Raw genomic sequence first — 16,064 nt, 5'->3', positions numbered from 1 at the left:
TGCTGGTTCGCGCTGGGCCTGGTCGGGGTCACAGCCAGCGTGTGCATATCCTCTTCCGCGGCAGCGCGCGATAGCGCCCAGGCCATGCCCGATACCGCAACGATTGCGCGCCTGGCTGATACACCGCGTTGGCAGGCGCTGTTGCATTACAACCCCGGCGCGACGCTGCGCGGCGTGGGCGAAAGCTATGTGGACGACCCGAACTTTTTCCTGGCGTCCGATGGCGCCACCAACGCGGCCGACGAGCTAGCCGCCACCATCCAGGCCCTGGCCAAGCCCGACAGCCCGGCGCGATGCCGGTATCCAGCACGCTACAAATTCGTGGCCACACAACTTGGCTGGGACACGACCGATGCGCTCGCCCATTGCACCGACTACCAGGACTGGCGGGATCGCATGCCGATCGGGCGGCTCGTAATGGTTTTTCCGGCCGCGTATCTGAATAGCCCTTCATCGATGTTCGGCCATACCCTGCTCCGACTCGACGCCTCGGCCAAGCCCGAATCGGCGTATCTCTCTCGGGCCATCAATTTCTCCGCCCAGTCGACGGGCGCAGACGGCTCGGCGCTTTATGTCTGGCGCGGCCTGGTCGGCGGTTATCCGGGCCGGTTCTCGGTCAATTCTTACGTCGAAACGATCCATCGATACGGGTTCATCGAAAACCGGGATATATGGGAATACCCGTTGAACCTGGATCACGACGCACTCGACTGGCTGGTTCGGCATCTCTGGGAGTTGCGCGGGGTCAATTTCGATTACTTCTTCTTCGACGAGAACTGCTCGTTTCGCCTGCTTGAGCTGATTCACGTCGCGCGTCCGGATTTACCGCTGCTGGCCGGCCAGCGATTTGCCGAGCTGCCGGTCCATACCATTCGTACCCTCGTTGATGCGGGCCTAGTCAGCGACAACCATTACCGGCCGTCCAAGATCCACACGCTGCAGCGGTACGCAGACCCATTGAGTTCTTCCGAGCGGGCACTGACCAAGCGACTGACCCGGAATACCGGATTGCTGGAAACGCCGGCGTTTCAGGATCTGCGACCGGCGGCACGTCACCGGGTGGCCCAGGTGGCGTATCAAGCATTACGCGTCGATGGGCGCACGCGCCAGCGCGATAAGAGCACCGCGCATGACAGTCTGGCCTTGCTGCGTGCGATACAAAGGAATCCGGCGCCGGCGGCCGCGCCCGCGACACCACCGGCGCCGCCCGAAAAAGGCCATGCCACGCATCTGATCTCGCTGGCCGGCGGGCGTATCGACGGCGCTTCGTACGGCGAGTTCGGGTTTCGCATGACCTACCACGACGTACTCGACCGTCCCCAGGGTTTCCCCACAGGCGCCGGTATTCAGGGCCTGGATTTAAAGCTGCGGGCCTACGACAACGGCGACATCGAGCTGGAACGTCTCGGACTGGTCAATATCCGCTCGATTGCCCCGCGTGGCACTTTCTTCAAGCCGATATCGTGGTTTGTGGACAGCGGCCTCGAGCAAACGCCGGCGGGCTCGACCCGCCAGCTGGGCCTGTACCTGGACGGTGGCCCGGGGTTGTCCTGGCGCGTGGGTGACGTGGTGCCTTACGTCTTTGCGGCCGCACGCCTGGAAACCGTCGCGACCCAAGAGCCAACGTTCGGGACCGGCCTGGGCGCCAACGCCGGGGCGCTATGGATCACGCCCACGGTGCAATGGGGCCTCGAGCTATCACAGCGTTATTTCGCCCAAGGATTCCATCGAACGCGTGCCGGCCTGAGCGCCAACCTGCCGGTATCGCGCAACAACGCACTCCGGGCACGCTGCGAGTACGAAAGCTGGAACGCGCAAGGGCAAGCCGACTGCCAGCTGTCGTTTCGGCACTTTTTCTAGGACATCGAGGCCTTCGACCATCGCTTTGTCAGGTTGTATTCGCGGGCTTAACCTCGACGAGATCGATTTATCGGCTTCGAAATAAAGCCGGACCAGATCAGCCGACCTGACTATAGGTTTTTTAGGAGGCTGCTGAAAAAGCCCGCAAATCTTCCCGATTGACGGGCTACCAGCCGCCGGTCAATCGAGGCATCAACAACTTACTCCCGAGGTTTTTTTAGGGGTCTGACCCCTATTATTCCCGAGCTCATCGATCGTCGCGTGTTTGCCAGCCGCCAAGCGGCTCGTACCGCGATCTTCGAATATATCGAGGTGTTCTATAACCGCCAGTGCATCCATCAAACGCCGGGTTACCGAACACCGCTAGAAGTGGAGGAAACGCATCAGGCTTTTGCTTGATTGACCTGTCCGTGGGAGCCGGGCTAGCTCAATCTGACCCCATCAGCCTCTCTATCCGCTTGAACCACAATGTAACCTGAGCCACTATCCTTTCTGCACTATCTAGGGGAAGGGGCCAACACGTCGTGGAAGAAATAAGTGTTCGATTTTACGAAATAACCGAATGCGGCTATTACAAAACCGGTGAAGATGAGGCAGCTTTCGGTGATATTTCGGATATCTTGAGCCAGCTTCATACATGGGTTCACGAAGGAGGGCTTGCACTCGGCGAAACGTGCACATTCGAGGTCGACGATTCCGACGACGGCATGCCGACTTATTGCTTCGACCTAGTATCCGATGACGTAACCGGCGACTTTCTATTAGTCACTTGGAATGAAGTTCCAAGCGTTGATGGGTCAATACCAAGCGTGCTTGCTAGACAAGCCGTCGGGAATACTGAGGTACAGTTCTCTGATATCCCTGAAAATAGCATCCCCGGTTTTGCTACCTATTTTTGGTTTGTTCCGGCGCGCAATGTCTACGCGACTATTCGCTTCAGAAATAGGATGAACGGCCGAAGAAATCTTTACCGCTATCTAAATGATTTTATGGCTAAGTTTTCCAGCTATACAGTCGTCAATAAAGATAACCACGAAGAGCACGAGATATTAGGATACGCCTTCGACGACGCTGACGAACCTGAGCATTTTTGGCCGCGGTTCCGATCACAGCCCGTCCGGAAGCCCGGGGAGCTCGAGTATATCCGAGATAACCAAGCGCATATTCGACGCCTCATCAAAAAGAATGCGCTCGAACCCTATGTGGACGATCACTTAGACCCATGGGGCACCCTATTAACCGCTTTTGGTATTAGCGAACCCCAGGAAATTCAGCAAACTCATCACGTTCGGTACGAAATAGACTACCAGCCGACGCAGGACGAACTAGAAGGCATTATCGAACAATGGCGGGAAGAAGACGCCGACGGAGACAGCAAGTGGATAGATGTTGGGGTGATAATGCGGGGTGAGCAAGTACCGCGATGGTTCGGTAATAGCCTTGCTCGCGACAAATTCGACATCGAGGTTCAACGAGCAAATGAGGAAGTAGTTAATTCCCGATCCCTGCTTAGCGAACTAGTGAGAACCCGCCGGCGCATGCTTGATCTCTTAGACTGACCAGAACATGGCTTTCCGTCATCTACTAGTGGGCATAACCATAGGGGCAGCCATCGCTGCTATCGCATACTGGTATGGACGCCATATTCCTATGTCGGAACAAATGCCCCTTTACGCAGCACTTCGTAATACATCCGCGATAGTGTTCGGCGTCATGGGAGCATGGCTAGCAATCATATACCCGGAAATTCTAACGAGAGCCGCTAGGCATTCTGACGAGCAAACCTCGCTCCGCGATGAGATACGGCTCAAAAAGCTCATTCAACCAATTTTTTTTGCGGCTCTGATAGTTGCTGTCGCACTTCTGCTGAGTGTGCTAAAGCCTTTATTGGAACAAATACCGTGGCTTAGGGCGCAGGTCCAGCTTCTTCGCGGTATATCCTATACCAGCTTGTTAATCCTTACCGGCTTACAGTTAATTACGTTGTTAATTGCAGTCGCACCTGCCGACATACTGAGGCGTGATCATGCTAAACAGCGGCAAAAAAGTAGTCGCGCAAAATCATACCGTTTTCTCTCAAAAAAAAGACAAAAGGTCAAAAGGTAACAGCACGTAAGATATCGGCACCACCTTTACCGGCTATTTCTCAATATTAGCCAGTAAAAAGTTATAGACTGATTGTGAAGGCCGACAGCCTGATGCTTACTCGGAACTTCCTAGTATTGCACCAAGTTCAATTCTTCCATCCTTATCGCCATTGCCTCCACCGACACTCCAAACTGCGCAGCTAAAGAATTGAACCTTTTCCCATCGTAAGATTCGGCAGAGGCAAGCTTACGAGCAAGCGCTCTTATTGAAGCATGTTGACTTTTAAAAGCTGAAACCGTATCTCTTTGAAACGCAAAAGCTGTTACTTCATTAATGACGAAAAGTTCGGTGCCAAAGAATTTTTTGAATTTCGCTTTTAGTGTTTTCTCGGGCATTAAAAAATAGCTGGCAAACTTGTCAGCCTCATACTCGATGCCAACTCGCCGAAGTTTGGAAGAGGTACCATCTAGCGCACGATCACGATGCAATCCTGTACCTTCATGAAGCAATACATGCCCTACCTCATGAGCGAGCGTAAAATTACACACCTCGGGATCAAACATCGGGGAAATATGAACCTCCTCATTATCCCGATCCAAGATCCCGGCCACTTCGGCGCGTTGCCCGCCGACCATAAATTGGCCAAGCACTTTCTCGCGATTAACCCTATAGCCAATCAGTCCAAGAAGCTCGGCAGCATTGATCATTTCTGCCCGATCCTTGGGTAAGTTCGTCCCCCAAATTAGATCTCTACTTTGCCAAATTTGCTTATGGGCCCATCTAGCTGCCAGCGCTATTTCGTTATCTGAAAGTCGCTTGCCGACCGAGATATCGTTCCGGAGCTTGGCCAAGGATGTTTTGATCGTCTCTCTATCAGCCTGTTTTTTCGCTCCCTTCGAAGTCACCGGGAGTGCCGAGAATCCACCGATGTCGTCTAGGTATGCGTAGGGGTTCTGCAACAACTTTCTACTCGCACTTATTTGTTCGCTAGACGGCATCAGTGATCTCCTCGGATTGTTATTTCACAATTAAGCATCCATAACGAGATTAATCAATCCCAGCTCAACGCCCCACCCGTCTGATACTCAATCACCCGAGTCTCAAAGAAGTTCTTCTCTTTGTTGAGATCCATCATCTCGCTCATCCACGGGAACGGGTTTTCCGCACCGGGATAAAGCTCGGCGAGACCAATCTGCGAGCAACGCCGGTTGGCAATGAACTTCATGTATTCATCGAACATCGAAGCGTTCAAGCCCAGCACGCCACGCGGCATGGTGTCATGGGCGGATTCGATTTCGAGGTGCATGGCCTCGTCGATCATGGTGCGGGCTTCTTCCTGGAAGGCCTCGGACCAGAGGTGCGGGTTTTCGATCTTGATCTGGTTGATGACGTCGATGCCGAAGTTCAGGTGCATAGACTCATCACGCATGATGTATTGCACCTGTTCGGCGGTGCCGGTCATCTTGTTGCGGCGGCCAAACGACAGGAACTGCACGAAGCCGGCATAGAACCAGATGCCTTCGAAAATGACGTAGAAGGCGATGAGGTCGCGCAGGAATTTCTGGTCGTTTTCGGGCGTGCCGGTCTGGAAGTTCGGGTCCGACAGGCTTTGCGTGAACTGCATGGCCCAGGCGGCCTTGTTATGCACGCTGGGCAGCTCACGGTACATGTTGAAGATCTCGCCCTCGTCGAGGTTCAAGGACTCCACGATGTACTGGAAGCAGTGGCCGTGCACGGCTTCTTCAAACGCCTGACGCAGCAGGTACTGGCGGCATTCGGGGTTGGTGAGGTGCTTGTAGATGCCCAGCACCAGATTGTTGGCTACCAGCGATTCGCTGGAGGAGAAGAAGCCGAAGCCGCGCTTCAGGATCTCGCGCTCGTCGTCGGTGAGGCCGTTCGGGTCCTGCCAGGTGGCGATGTCCGCGGCCATGTTCACTTCCTGCGGCATCCAGTGGTTGGCGCAGGCGTTGAGGTACTTTTCCCAGGCCCAGGTGTACTTGAAGGGCACGAGCTGGTTCACGTCGGCGCGGCAGTTGATGATCTGCTTTTCGTCGACGGAGACGCGATCGCCGCCCAGCTCGACCTGTTCGAGGCCGGTGACGGCACCACCGTCGTCGGCCGACGGCTGCGGCGCCTCGGCCTGTTTGTCCAGTGCGAACGGGTCCGGCGTGTTACCGGCCGGATTCGGGTTGGAACTCGCACCCGGATTGCTCGGCGTGCCTTGGCGCGGGGTGTCTTCGAAGTCGAGCATGATGGGTTCCTGTCGTGTGCTGCTTTAATTACGGTTTAGAACGCGGGTGTCGATGACAGTGGGCCGGCGGCAAGCGCCGGCCCGACTGTCTTACTGACAGGCCTCGCAGTCCGGGTCGTCGATGGCACAGGCCATGGGGGCGACCGGGGCCGCCGCCGGCGCCGGGCTGGCGGCACTCGCCGTCGACCGGGCGCTGGCCCCGTTGCCGCTCGCCGCGTGCCCGCTGGCGCCGCCGCCGGTGCTGCTGGCCGCGGGGCTGCCGCCGTTGCCGCTACCGGCCGTGTGGCCACCGCCCGAGCCCTTGCCGCCGTTGGCCACGGCGTTCAGGCGATGATCCGAGATGGTAGATTTCTCGGTGTGCGTCGCCCCCATGGTGCGCAGGTAGTAGGTGGTCTTCAGGCCTTTCTTCCAGGCGAGCTTGTAGAGCTCGTCCAGCTTGCGGCCCGAGGGTTCGGCCATGTAAAGGTTCAGGCTCTGGGCCTGGTCCAGCCACTTCTGGCGCCGCGAACCGGATTCCACCAGCCAGCGCGGGTCGATCTCGAAGGCGCATTTATAGAGCACCTTGAGTTCGTCCGGGATGCGGTCGATGGCCTGGACGGAGCCGTCGTAATACTTCAGGTCGTTGGCCATGACCTGGTCCCACAGGCCGCGTGCCTTGAGGTCTTCGACCAGATAGGGGTTGGCGACGGTGAACTCGCCCGACAGGTTCGATTTGACGTACAGGTTCTGATACGTCGGCTCGATGGACTGCGACACGCCGGTGATGTTGGCGATGGTCGCCGTCGGGGCGATGGCCATGCAGTTGGAGTTGCGCATGCCCACCTGCTGCACGCGAGCCCGCAGGGTCTCCCAATCCAGCGTCTGCGACTCGTCCTGGTCGAGGTATTCGGCGCCACGGTTCTCGCGCAGCAGCTTGATGGAATCGATCGGCAGGATGCCCTGATCCCACAGGCTGCCCTTGAACGTGCTGTAGGCGCCCCGCTCTTCGGCCAGGTTGGTGGAGGCCTGGATGGCGTAGTAGCTGATCTGTTCCATGGAGCGATCGGCGAACGCGACGGCCTCGTCCGACTCGTAGGGCAGTTTCAGCTTGTAGAGGGCGTCCTGGAAGCCCATCAGGCCCATGCCCACGGGGCGATGGCGCAGGTTGGAGTCCCGGGCGGTCTTGACGCTGTAGTAGTTGTACTCGATGACGTTATCGAGCATGCGCATGGCGGTGTTGATGGTCGCCTCGAGCTTTTCGGTGTTCAGGACACCGTTCTCGATATGCTGCGGCAGGTTCACCGAGCCCAGGTTGCAGACCGCGATTTCCTTGCCGGGCGCGGTGTTCAGCGTGATCTCGGTGCAGAGATTCGAGCTGTGCACCACGCCCTTGTGCTGCTGCGGGGACCGCAGGTTGCACGGGTCCTTGAAGGTGAACCACGGGTGGCCCGTTTCGAACAGCATGGAGAGCATCTTGCGCCACAGGGTGACGGCCTGGATGGTCTTGAAGTTCGTGATCTCGCCGGCTTCCGCCTTGCGCTCGTAGGCCTCGTAGGCCTCCTGGAAGGCGCGGCCGGTCAGATCGTGCAGTTCGGGCACGTCGTTGGGCGAGAACAGCGTCCACGGCTCGTCGTTCAGCACGCGCTTGACGAACAGATCCGGGATCCAGTTCGCGGTGTTCATGTCGTGGCAGCGCCGCCGGTCGTCACCGGTGTTCTTGCGCAGATCGAGGAATTCCTCGATGTCCTTGTGCCAGGTTTCCAGATAGGCACAGACCGCGCCCTTGCGCTTGCCGCCCTGGTTCACGGCCACGGCCGTATCGTTGACCACCTTCAAGAACGGCACGACGCCCTGGCTCTTGCCGTTGGTGCCCTTGATGTGGGCGCCCATGGCCCGCACCGGCGTCCAGTCGTTGCCCAGACCGCCGGCGAATTTCGACAACAGTGCGTTGTCCTGGACCGCCTCGTAGATGCCGTGCAGATCGTCGTCCACCGAGGTGAGATAGCAGGAGGACAGCTGCGGGCGCAGGGTACCGGAGTTGAACAGCGTGGGCGTGCTGCTCATGAAGTCGAACGAAGAGAGCAGCTTGTAGAACTCGATGGCTTTTTCTTCGCGCTCGATCTCGTTGATCGCCAGGCCCATCGCCACACGCATGTAGAACGCCTGCGGCAGCTCGAAGCGCACGTTGTTCTGATGGATGAAGTAGCGATCGTAGAGCGTCTGCAGGCCGAGATAGGTGAACTCGAGATCGCGATCGGCGATCAGCGCCTTGCCGAGCTGGTCGAGGTCGTACTCGGCCAGACGCGGATCCAGCAGCTCGTGGTGCACGCCGCGATGGATATAGTCGGCGAAATAGCTCGCATACTGCTCGCGCATTTCGGCATGCGTGGCGTAGATGACTTCGCCGCCCGCCAGGAACGTCAGCGCTTCGTGGCGCAGCTTGTCCATGAGCAGGCGGGCCGCCGTGCTGCCGTAGTTGGGCTCGGCTTCCAGACGCTGGCGGGCCGACAGGATGAGCGCTGTGGACAGCTCGTCCTCGGTGATGCCGTCGTAGGCGTTTTTGAGCGTGTCGTCGAAGACAGTCTGGGCGGTGACGCCGTCGATCCCCTCGCAGGCCTCGGCGATCACGCGCTGGAGACGGTCCCGGTCCAGCTCGGCGGACTGGCCGTTCTTGAACTTGACCTGGATGTCGCTGGGCGCTTCGGCCGTAGCTGTCTCGCTGGTTTCGGCCTTCTTGGCGGCACGCTCGCGGGCCCGTTCTTCACGGTAGAGCACATAGGAACGCGCGATCTTGTGCTCGCCGAAGCGCATCAGCGCCAGCTCGACGTAGTCCTGGATGTCCTCGATGTGGACCGCGCCGCCGCCGGGCAGGCTTCGGGTCACGCCGGAGACCACCTGTTCGGTGATGTCCTTGACGGTCTGGCGGATGCGCGACGAGGCCGCGCCCTGCTGGCCTTCCACGTCAATGAAGGCCTTGGTGACGGCCAGCTCGATCTTGGAGGCATCGAACGGCGTGACCTTGCCGTTGCGCCGGATGACCTTGTACGAGCCCGGCTGCGTGGCGGCAATAGCGGCACCGTTGCTGTCGTGCTGCTCGCCGGACTGCGGCCGCGACTCGGCGCGCTCCGAAACCTGTGCTTCTGCCATGTGTGCTCCGCGCTTTGTGGCACGCGAGACGCCCGCGCACCGTGATTTGGCTGATCCCCCAACGCGCTGCGCCATCGAGCGTTTCAGCGCTGTTGGCAGGACAAGATACTCCACTAGATGCTGTGGTCAAGCGGCCATTTTGGGGCCCCAATCACTACATATTGTGTGCCAAAAATGAACAAGCTGGGCATAACACTGTGGATAAACCCTGTGGAAAACGCCGATCCCTCGCGCCAACAAAGGCTTGGCGCGGATGATCACGCTTTGGCCAGCCTGTCGACACGTTCGGTCTGTCTTGTGTCTCGCCCGAGCCCGGTCCGCCGGCTGCCGCGAGCCGATCGATACGCACAGTCCCAGGGCATCTGCTTGCCACACAAGCGATATCAAGCCGCGCAACGAGCCCGCCCCGGACGGCGATGAATTTTTTCTTCGTTCGCCGGTCTGCCGATAGCGCGATGCCGGTACGACTGGCTCGCGCCGGCCGAACGCGCGACAATTCCGTCATGGATGTCATCGTCATACGCCACGGCATTGCGCTGGATGCCACCACCGCCCATGGCATGGGCCTGTCCGATGCGGAGCGCCCGCTGACCGCGGCCGGCGAGCGGGCCACGCGCGCGGCGGCCATCGGGCTGCGTCAGCTGTTGTCCGACATGCCGGTCGACGACATTCTGACCAGCCCGCTGCTGCGCGCGCGCCAGACCGCGGCGATCATCGCCCCTTATCTGGACGATGCCCCGATCGACCAGGCCGATGTGCTGGCGCCGCCGGTGGATGTGAGCGCGCTGGATGACTGGCTGCACACCCACTTCGGCGAGCGACGTGTCGTGCTCGTCGGCCACGAACCGGATCTGGCGGCGTGGACGTCCTGGAGCCTGACCCGCAAGCGCGATCGGCTGCTGTCGTTCAGCCGGGCCGGCGCGGCGTTACTCGAGTTTCCCGGCGCCCCCGAGGGCGGGACCGGTTCGTTGCGCTGGCTGCTCACGGGCACCCAGCTGCAGCAGCTGGCCTGAGCCCGGACCCTGGTCGTTGCGCCCATGACCGATTACGACTGGCTCATCATCGGCGGCGGCCCGCATGGGCGATTCGCGGCCCGGGCGATCGCCCATGCCGCGCCCGACAGCCGGCTCGCGGTGATCGACCCCGCGCCGGCGCTGGCGGCCTGGCGGCGCCGGGCCGCGGCCTGCGACATGCGCTATCTGCGTTCGTCCAACGCCCATCATCTGGGGGCGCGGGCCGACAGCCTGCGCCGATTCTCCGACGCTCACGGCTACGACGCGCGCCATGCCCTCGGCTATTACCGACGCCCATCCAGAGCCCTGTTCGAAGCCCACGCCGAAGCCACGCTGGGGCGCCTGCCCCAGATCACCGCCCGGGCGCTCGACGTGGCGCCGGGCGATACGGACTGGCAGGTCGCCACCGATGACGGCGCTCGTCGTCGAGCCGCCCGGGTGGTGCTGGCGACCGGGCCCGGACGGCCCTACCGGCCGCCGGGCCTGGATGACGCCGAACACGTCTTCGACCCGGATTTCGATCTCGGCGAACCGGGCGCGGCCACCGTCGTCATCGGCGGCGGCATCACTGGCGCGCAGCTGGCACTGCGGGCCATGCGGGCCGGGCATCGGGTGTGCTGGCTGACGCGCGCGCCGCCGCGGGCCTCGGATTTCGACGCCGAGCCCTGTTATGCCGGCCCGCGCTGCATGACCCCCTTCGTGGCCACGCCGACGGCCGAGCGCACCGCCTTGCTGGCCGAGGCGCGCCGGCCGGGCACCCTGCCGCCGGATGTCCATGCCGATATCACGGCCGCGCTGGCCGCCGGGTCGCTGACCTGGCGACGCGGCACGGCGGTGGCCCGGGACGACGATGCCGTGCTGCTGGCCGACGGACGCCGCCTGGCCGCCGAGCGCGTGATCCTGGCGACCGGTTTCGCAAGCGCCCCGACACCGGACAGTGTGCTGGCCCGGGTGGTTCAGCGGCTGGCGCTGGTCGATGACGGGGCCGGCCACCTGGCTCTGGATTCGATGCTGCAGGCGGCCCCCGGGCTACATGTGATCGGCCGACCGGCAAGCCTCGTGCTCGGCCCGATGGCCGGCAACATCAAAGGCGCGCGCACGGCCGGCCAACGGCTTGCGCGTGTGGCCACCGGCGCCCCGGCCGCCGCCTGATCCGCCCATTCGTTCGGAAATCGCCTCGTGTCCGATGCCCTGATCGCTTTCATCGAACAATTCGGCCTGCTGGCCGTGTTCATCCTGAGCGCGCTGGAAAGCGCCTGTATCCCGATTCCGAGCGAACTCGTCGTGCCGCCGGCCGGGTTCATGGCCGCCCAGGGCGCGTTGTCGCTGACGGCGGTGGTAATTGCAGCGACGCTGGCCAACACGCTGGGCAGCTGGATCGCCTATACCGTGGGCCGGCGTGGCGGCCGGCCGCTGATCGCACGCTACGGCCGCTATGTCCGGCTCAATGAATCCCATCTGGATCAGGCGGAGCACTGGTTCGCCCGTCACGGCGAGGCCACGGTGTTCATCGCGCGCCTGCTGCCGGCGTTTCGTACGTTCATCTCGCTGCCGGCCGGGATTGGCCGGATGCCGCTCGGGCGTTTCCTGATCTACTCGCTGCTCGGCGCATTGCCCTGGAATCTGGCGCTGGCCGTGGCCGGCTACGAGCTGGGCGTGCACTGGGATGTCATCGCGGTCTACCTGAAACCGGTCTCGATGATCGCCGCGGCCGCGCTGACGGCGGCGATTGTGTGGTGGTTCATCCGTGGTCAGCGGCGCCGGCGCGCCTAAACACGCCGCGGCGGCCGGCCACCGCAGCGGCGCCGACAGGCTCATCGTCGTGCCGTCGCGCCGACCGGGCCCCGGTCGGGCCCGGCGTACTCAGCCCATCAACGCCGGCGCGTCCTTGATGTAGTCACGCCGCTTGTTGGTGGCCTCGCCGGTCAGCACGAAGCCCACCATGTTGCCGTTCTTGTCGCGGCATGTGGCCTCGAGCGCGCTGCCGTCGCCTTCGACCTGCCATTCGCCGTGGCCATCGACCGGCGGATAGGCGATCACAGGGCAGGCGTGTGTCTTGATGATGATCGGCAACGTCGGGTAAGTGACCTGGCCGGGTGTGTCGTCCTCGTCCGCGGCCAGTGTCTTGCCGAGCGTGCGCGCGCACTGCATGAGCGGGGCGACATAGGGCCGCCAGTGGCCGTCCACCTCGGCACAGTCGCCGAGTGCATAGATATCGGCATCGGAGGTGCGCAGCGTCCGATCGACCACGATGCCACGGTCCACGGACAGCCCGGCATCCTCGGCCAGCTGGACGCTGGCCTTGAGGCCGACGGCCGAGAGCACGATATCGGCCTCGACGACGGTCTCATCGTCGAGCGTGATGCGATACTTGCCGTCCTCGCCGTGGTGCACGCCGGTCGCGGCATGGCCGAGATGCCATGTCACCCCGGCGTGGGACAACGCGTTCTGGACCGCCTCGCCGGCAGCCTGCGGAATCAACTGCGACAGCGGCCATGCGGCCGGGTCGGCCACGGTCACGGGATGGCCGGCCTCGGTCAGATCGTTGGCGAACTCGCAGCCGATCAATCCGGCCCCCAGGACCGCCACGTGTGCATCGGCCGGCAGGTTGTCGCGAAAGATGCGGTAATCGGCGAGATGATTGACCTTGTGGATGTCGTCGGTGGCATCGCCGCACAGATTGAGCACGACCGGCTCGGCGCCCCAGGCCAGCACCAGCTTGTCGTAGGTCAGCGTCTCGCCGGCCAGCTGGATCTGGTGGGCCTCGGGCTGGATGGTTTCGACCTGTTCGTGCGTGCGCACGACCACGTCGAGCATCTCGGCCATTTCCTCGGCGGTCTTCTGCACGAGCTCGGCCGGATCGCGCCCCTTGGCCTTGGCCTCGGAGATGTCCGGCTTGTAATAGCTGGCTCCGTCGTCACGCGTGATCAGAACGACCGGCGTCTGCTTGTCGTGCTTGCGGAATTCCCGGGCCACGCTGTAACCGGCCAGGCCGGTGCCAATGATGATGATCGGGTCCTGATCCATGACGCCTCTTTATGGTTGGCAATCAAAAAGGGGCCGCTGTCGCGGCCCCGTTCGGGTGGCGTGACGCCTATTCGACTTCCATCATTTCGAAGTCATCCTTGGGGGCGCCGCAATCCGGGCACGTCCAGTCGTCGGGGATATCGTCCCACTTGGTGCCCGGCTCGATGCCTTCGTCAGGCATGCCTTCTGCTTCGTCGTATTCGAACCCGCAGACGATGCACTGCCACTTCTTCATTACGTTCCTCGGCATTGGATGGATCACGGCGACGACGACCCCGGCATCGACCGGGCCCGCCTTCGGTTGCCGCCAAGGCTACCAAATCGCCTGGCGAGCGGCGATTGGGGAATTCATGCAGCGGCCGACGCCTGCGGCGGCGGGTACTGGGCCAGCAGCCGCGCGCGCTGGCGCGGTTCCAGATTGGCGCGCCGGATATCGCCGTCGTAATGGGCGACCACCCGCTTGTCCATGACGCGACGCCAGAGCGGCGGGCAATAGGCCAGCACGATCATGCCGGCATAGCCGGTCGGCAGCTCCGGGGCCTCGTCGAAATGTCGCAGCGACTGATAGCGCCGGGTCGGATGGGCGTGGTGATCGGAATGTCGCTGCAGGTGAAACAGGAAGATATTGGTCACGATGTGATCGTTGTTCCAGGAATGCTCCGGCCGGCAGCGCTCGTAGCGACCGTTGGCGGTCTTCTGTCGCAGCAGACCGTAGTGCTCGCAGTAATTCACGGCCTCGAGCAGCGAGGCGCCGATGAAGGCCTGGACGATCAGAAACGGCAGCACCGGCCAACCGAACAGGGCCGGCAGCGTGATGAAGATCACGAGCGTGAGGCCCCAGGACTGCAGGATCTCGTTGCGCGGCGTCCAGAAACCCTGGCCCTTGCGTGCCAGACGCGCCTTCTCGATGCGCACGGCCGACCGGGCACTGCCGCCCATGGTCCGCCACAAAAAACGCCAGAACGACTCGCCCATGCGGGCACTGGCCGGATCTTCGGGTGTAGCGACGTTGCCGTGATGGCCGAAGTTGTGCTCGACATAGAAATGCCCGTAGGCAACCGGTGCCAGCGCGATGCGGGCCAGCCAGCTTTCGATACGGGTGTTCTTGTGGCCGAGTTCGTGGGCGGTGTTGATGGCCACGCCGGAAAGCATGCCCAGCGTGGCCGTCAGCCCGAGCCACTGCCAGAAGGTCAGATCCCCCAGCCCCACGACCGCCGAAGCGCCGATCACGAAGAAGAACTGGACGACGACGAAGACATAGGTCGAATAACGGTAGTACGGATCGTGCTCGAGGATATCCAGCACCCGCTCCGGCGGATTGCTGCTGTCCTTGCCGATCAGCCAGTCCAGGGCCGGCACGAAGCCGTAGACAACGATCGGGCCGGCATACATCAGCCACGTGATGCCGAACCACCAACCGCACAGGGTGGCGATACCCACGAGAATCACGATGCCGAAACCCATCGGCCACAGCCAGCGTTTCTTGTCGTAGGCACGCGCTTGTTCAAGCGTCATTTCAGGGCTGGACATGGTCTCCTCCGTCAGCCTTCACTGGCTGCTGTATTTTTTACACCACGCAATGTAACTTAGAGCCGGGCTGACCGATCGGTCAAGCGGCTGACATCCCGAAGCTGCGTGCTTGGGCCTGTTGATGTTTCGTTCGAGTGCCTTTTCGTCGAGAGACCGCCGTGTGTCCGGCAAGGCGCGAGTCGCCGATCGTGGCGTGCCACGATCCAGACTCGTAATGCCGCAGGGCGCCAATCGTCGATTTTTCATGGGCGGCCCAACCCAAAGGGACAAGCACCCCGAAATCAAAGACGCGACGGCAATACAGCGCTCTGGCACGCTGGCGCAGAACGACACGCCATGCCTGCTACGCCTCGTCTTGCCGCAGAACAGCGCTTGGCGCGGACTCGCAAGAAACATCAACAGGCCCTAGTCTCGATGAAGGTTTCGTTGCCACGCGCCATGTCTCATACGCTGTCCTCATCGTCGCCTGCCGATGTTTCATCCTCGGATGTCGTGCGTCGCACGGCTTTCCGACTATTCGGCCAGTTCGGCTACGACGGCGTGTCCATGACGCATCTGGCACGCGAATGCGGGCTGACCAAGCCGGGGCTCTACTGGCATTACACGAGCAAGTCGGCGCTTTATGCCGATTGCATGCAGGATCTGGTGGGGCTGTTCGAAGCCCATGTCTTTGCTGCCGCCCTGGCCGAAACACGGCCGGCCCATCAGATTCTCGCGGCCTTCACGGGGCTGGCCTCGCTCGTGCGTGATCCGCGTGTGGCCCACGGGGTGGCCGGCTACTGGCTGCGCCCGGCCAGCGCTCGCGTGGACGAGGCCATTCGGGTCCAGACCGAATTCGAGGCCACGGCCCGAGAGGCCACCACTCATATCCTCCGAGCCGGCGAGGACGACGGCACACTGGCCTTGCCGATGCCCGCCGCGCAGGTCGCCGAAGCGTTCATCACCCAGGTCGAGGCGATCGTGCTGCCGCTGGGGACACGTCAGCCGGCCGATCATCAGGCGCTGGTGCATCTGATCGCGCACATGTTCTTCACGTCCTACGCACGCGATCCGTCGCTGGTCGAGACACTGAGCGCACAACGGCCGTTCAGCCACGCCGCGTCATGATCGAGATCACAAAGGCCGGCCCAGGCGGGACCGGTCATAGAACAAGGCGATTCTCGCCAGGA

At 61.8% G+C, this 16,064-nt stretch carries 12 protein-coding genes and 1 pseudogene; 7 read left to right on the top strand and 6 right to left on the bottom strand.

Features of this window, described 5'->3' with window-relative positions; translation table 11 throughout:
- The first annotated feature begins 84 nt into the window (after positions 1 to 84).
- The 3 genes and pseudogenes from D3260_RS07705 (at position 85) to D3260_RS17240 (ending at position 3,419) form a co-directional block, all read left to right on the top strand.
- Positions 85 to 1,860 carry a DUF4105 domain-containing protein gene (locus tag D3260_RS07705; RefSeq protein WP_158583440.1) on the top strand — a complete coding sequence of 592 codons (1,776 nt, stop codon included), beginning with the start codon at positions 85 to 87 and terminating at the stop codon, positions 1,858 to 1,860.
- A gap of 243 nt (positions 1,861 to 2,103) precedes the next feature.
- Positions 2,104 to 2,259: pseudogene (locus D3260_RS17460) on the top strand (IS3 family transposase); the annotation flags it as partial.
- Positions 2,260 to 2,384: 125 nt separating this feature from the next.
- On the top strand, positions 2,385 to 3,419 hold the full coding sequence (locus D3260_RS17240) for a hypothetical protein (RefSeq protein ID WP_147418129.1): 1,035 nt from the start codon (positions 2,385 to 2,387) through the stop codon (positions 3,417 to 3,419).
- Positions 3,420 to 4,076: 657 nt separating this feature from the next.
- On the opposite strand, the gene D3260_RS07690 is transcribed toward D3260_RS17240, so the two are convergent.
- The 3 genes from D3260_RS07690 to D3260_RS07680 all read right to left on the bottom strand — a co-directional run bounded on the left by D3260_RS07690 (position 4,077) and on the right by D3260_RS07680 (position 9,325).
- The gene (locus D3260_RS07690; RefSeq protein WP_120098003.1) at positions 4,077 to 4,946 is read right to left on the bottom strand and encodes an ImmA/IrrE family metallo-endopeptidase; all 870 of its coding nucleotides are present in this window, start codon (positions 4,944 to 4,946) and stop codon (positions 4,077 to 4,079) included.
- A gap of 53 nt (positions 4,947 to 4,999) precedes the next feature.
- Positions 5,000 to 6,199: a ribonucleotide-diphosphate reductase subunit beta gene (locus D3260_RS07685; RefSeq protein ID WP_120098002.1), complete on the bottom strand. Its 1,200-nt coding sequence runs from the start codon at positions 6,197 to 6,199 to the stop codon at positions 5,000 to 5,002.
- Between the two features lie 90 nt (positions 6,200 to 6,289).
- Positions 6,290 to 9,325, bottom strand: a complete 3,036-nt coding sequence (locus tag D3260_RS07680; RefSeq protein ID WP_120098001.1) for a ribonucleoside-diphosphate reductase subunit alpha — start codon at positions 9,323 to 9,325, stop codon at positions 6,290 to 6,292.
- 503 nt (positions 9,326 to 9,828) lie between these two features.
- On the opposite strand from D3260_RS07680, the gene D3260_RS07675 reads away from it, so the two are divergent.
- Genes D3260_RS07675 through D3260_RS07665 form a run of 3 tightly spaced genes read left to right on the top strand, consistent with a single transcriptional unit; the run spans position 9,829 to position 12,111 of the window.
- Positions 9,829 to 10,338 carry a histidine phosphatase family protein gene (locus D3260_RS07675; protein ID WP_158583438.1) on the top strand — a complete coding sequence of 170 codons (510 nt, stop codon included), beginning with the start codon at positions 9,829 to 9,831 and terminating at the stop codon, positions 10,336 to 10,338.
- Between the two features lie 24 nt (positions 10,339 to 10,362).
- On the top strand, positions 10,363 to 11,490 hold the full coding sequence (locus D3260_RS07670) for an FAD/NAD(P)-binding protein (RefSeq protein ID WP_120097999.1): 1,128 nt from the start codon (positions 10,363 to 10,365) through the stop codon (positions 11,488 to 11,490).
- 27 nt (positions 11,491 to 11,517) lie between these two features.
- On the top strand, positions 11,518 to 12,111 hold the full coding sequence (locus tag D3260_RS07665; RefSeq protein ID WP_120097998.1) for a DedA family protein: 594 nt from the start codon (positions 11,518 to 11,520) through the stop codon (positions 12,109 to 12,111).
- A gap of 90 nt (positions 12,112 to 12,201) precedes the next feature.
- On the opposite strand, the gene D3260_RS07660 is transcribed toward D3260_RS07665, so the two are convergent.
- From D3260_RS07660 to D3260_RS07650, 3 genes are all read right to left on the bottom strand, one after another.
- The gene (locus D3260_RS07660) at positions 12,202 to 13,365 is read right to left on the bottom strand and encodes an NAD(P)/FAD-dependent oxidoreductase (RefSeq protein WP_120097997.1); all 1,164 of its coding nucleotides are present in this window, start codon (positions 13,363 to 13,365) and stop codon (positions 12,202 to 12,204) included.
- A 67-nt stretch (positions 13,366 to 13,432) separates the two neighbouring features.
- On the bottom strand, positions 13,433 to 13,600 hold the full coding sequence (locus D3260_RS07655) for a rubredoxin (RefSeq protein WP_120098073.1): 168 nt from the start codon (positions 13,598 to 13,600) through the stop codon (positions 13,433 to 13,435).
- Between the two features lie 113 nt (positions 13,601 to 13,713).
- A complete protein-coding gene (locus tag D3260_RS07650) occupies positions 13,714 to 14,895 on the bottom strand; it encodes an alkane 1-monooxygenase (RefSeq protein WP_120097996.1) in 1,182 nt (393 codons plus the stop codon).
- 438 nt (positions 14,896 to 15,333) lie between these two features.
- On the opposite strand from D3260_RS07650, the gene D3260_RS07645 reads away from it, so the two are divergent.
- Positions 15,334 to 16,002 carry a TetR/AcrR family transcriptional regulator gene (locus D3260_RS07645; protein WP_158583437.1) on the top strand — a complete coding sequence of 223 codons (669 nt, stop codon included), beginning with the start codon at positions 15,334 to 15,336 and terminating at the stop codon, positions 16,000 to 16,002.
- The last annotated feature ends 62 nt before the right edge of the window (positions 16,003 to 16,064 follow it).

The sequence above is a fragment of the Salinisphaera sp. Q1T1-3 genome (assembly GCF_003602005.1).
Lineage (GTDB): Bacteria > Pseudomonadota > Gammaproteobacteria > Nevskiales > Salinisphaeraceae > Salinisphaera.
The sequence above is the reverse complement of the archived record's forward strand: the minus strand, read 5'-3'. Positions and strand labels throughout refer to the sequence as shown.

Bases quoted from the DNA above. Each gene is read 5' to 3' on its own strand.
- D3260_RS07645 (WP_158583437.1), top strand. From the start codon at position 15,334: ATGTCTCATACGCTGTCCTCATCGTCGCCTGCCGATGTTTCATCCTCG.
- D3260_RS07675 (WP_158583438.1), top strand. From the start codon at position 9,829: ATGGATGTCATCGTCATACGCCACGGCATTGCGCTGGATGCCACCACC.
- D3260_RS07655 (WP_120098073.1), bottom strand. From the start codon at position 13,600: ATGAAGAAGTGGCAGTGCATCGTCTGCGGGTTCGAATACGACGAAGCA.
- D3260_RS07660 (WP_120097997.1), bottom strand. From the start codon at position 13,365: ATGGATCAGGACCCGATCATCATCATTGGCACCGGCCTGGCCGGTTAC.
- D3260_RS07670 (WP_120097999.1), top strand. From the start codon at position 10,363: ATGACCGATTACGACTGGCTCATCATCGGCGGCGGCCCGCATGGGCGA.
- D3260_RS07685 (WP_120098002.1), bottom strand. From the start codon at position 6,199: ATGCTCGACTTCGAAGACACCCCGCGCCAAGGCACGCCGAGCAATCCG.
- D3260_RS07650 (WP_120097996.1), bottom strand. From the start codon at position 14,895: ATGTCCAGCCCTGAAATGACGCTTGAACAAGCGCGTGCCTACGACAAG.
- D3260_RS07690 (WP_120098003.1), bottom strand. From the start codon at position 4,946: ATGCCGTCTAGCGAACAAATAAGTGCGAGTAGAAAGTTGTTGCAGAAC.
- D3260_RS07680 (WP_120098001.1), bottom strand. From the start codon at position 9,325: ATGGCAGAAGCACAGGTTTCGGAGCGCGCCGAGTCGCGGCCGCAGTCC.
- D3260_RS07705 (WP_158583440.1), top strand. From the start codon at position 85: ATGCCCGATACCGCAACGATTGCGCGCCTGGCTGATACACCGCGTTGG.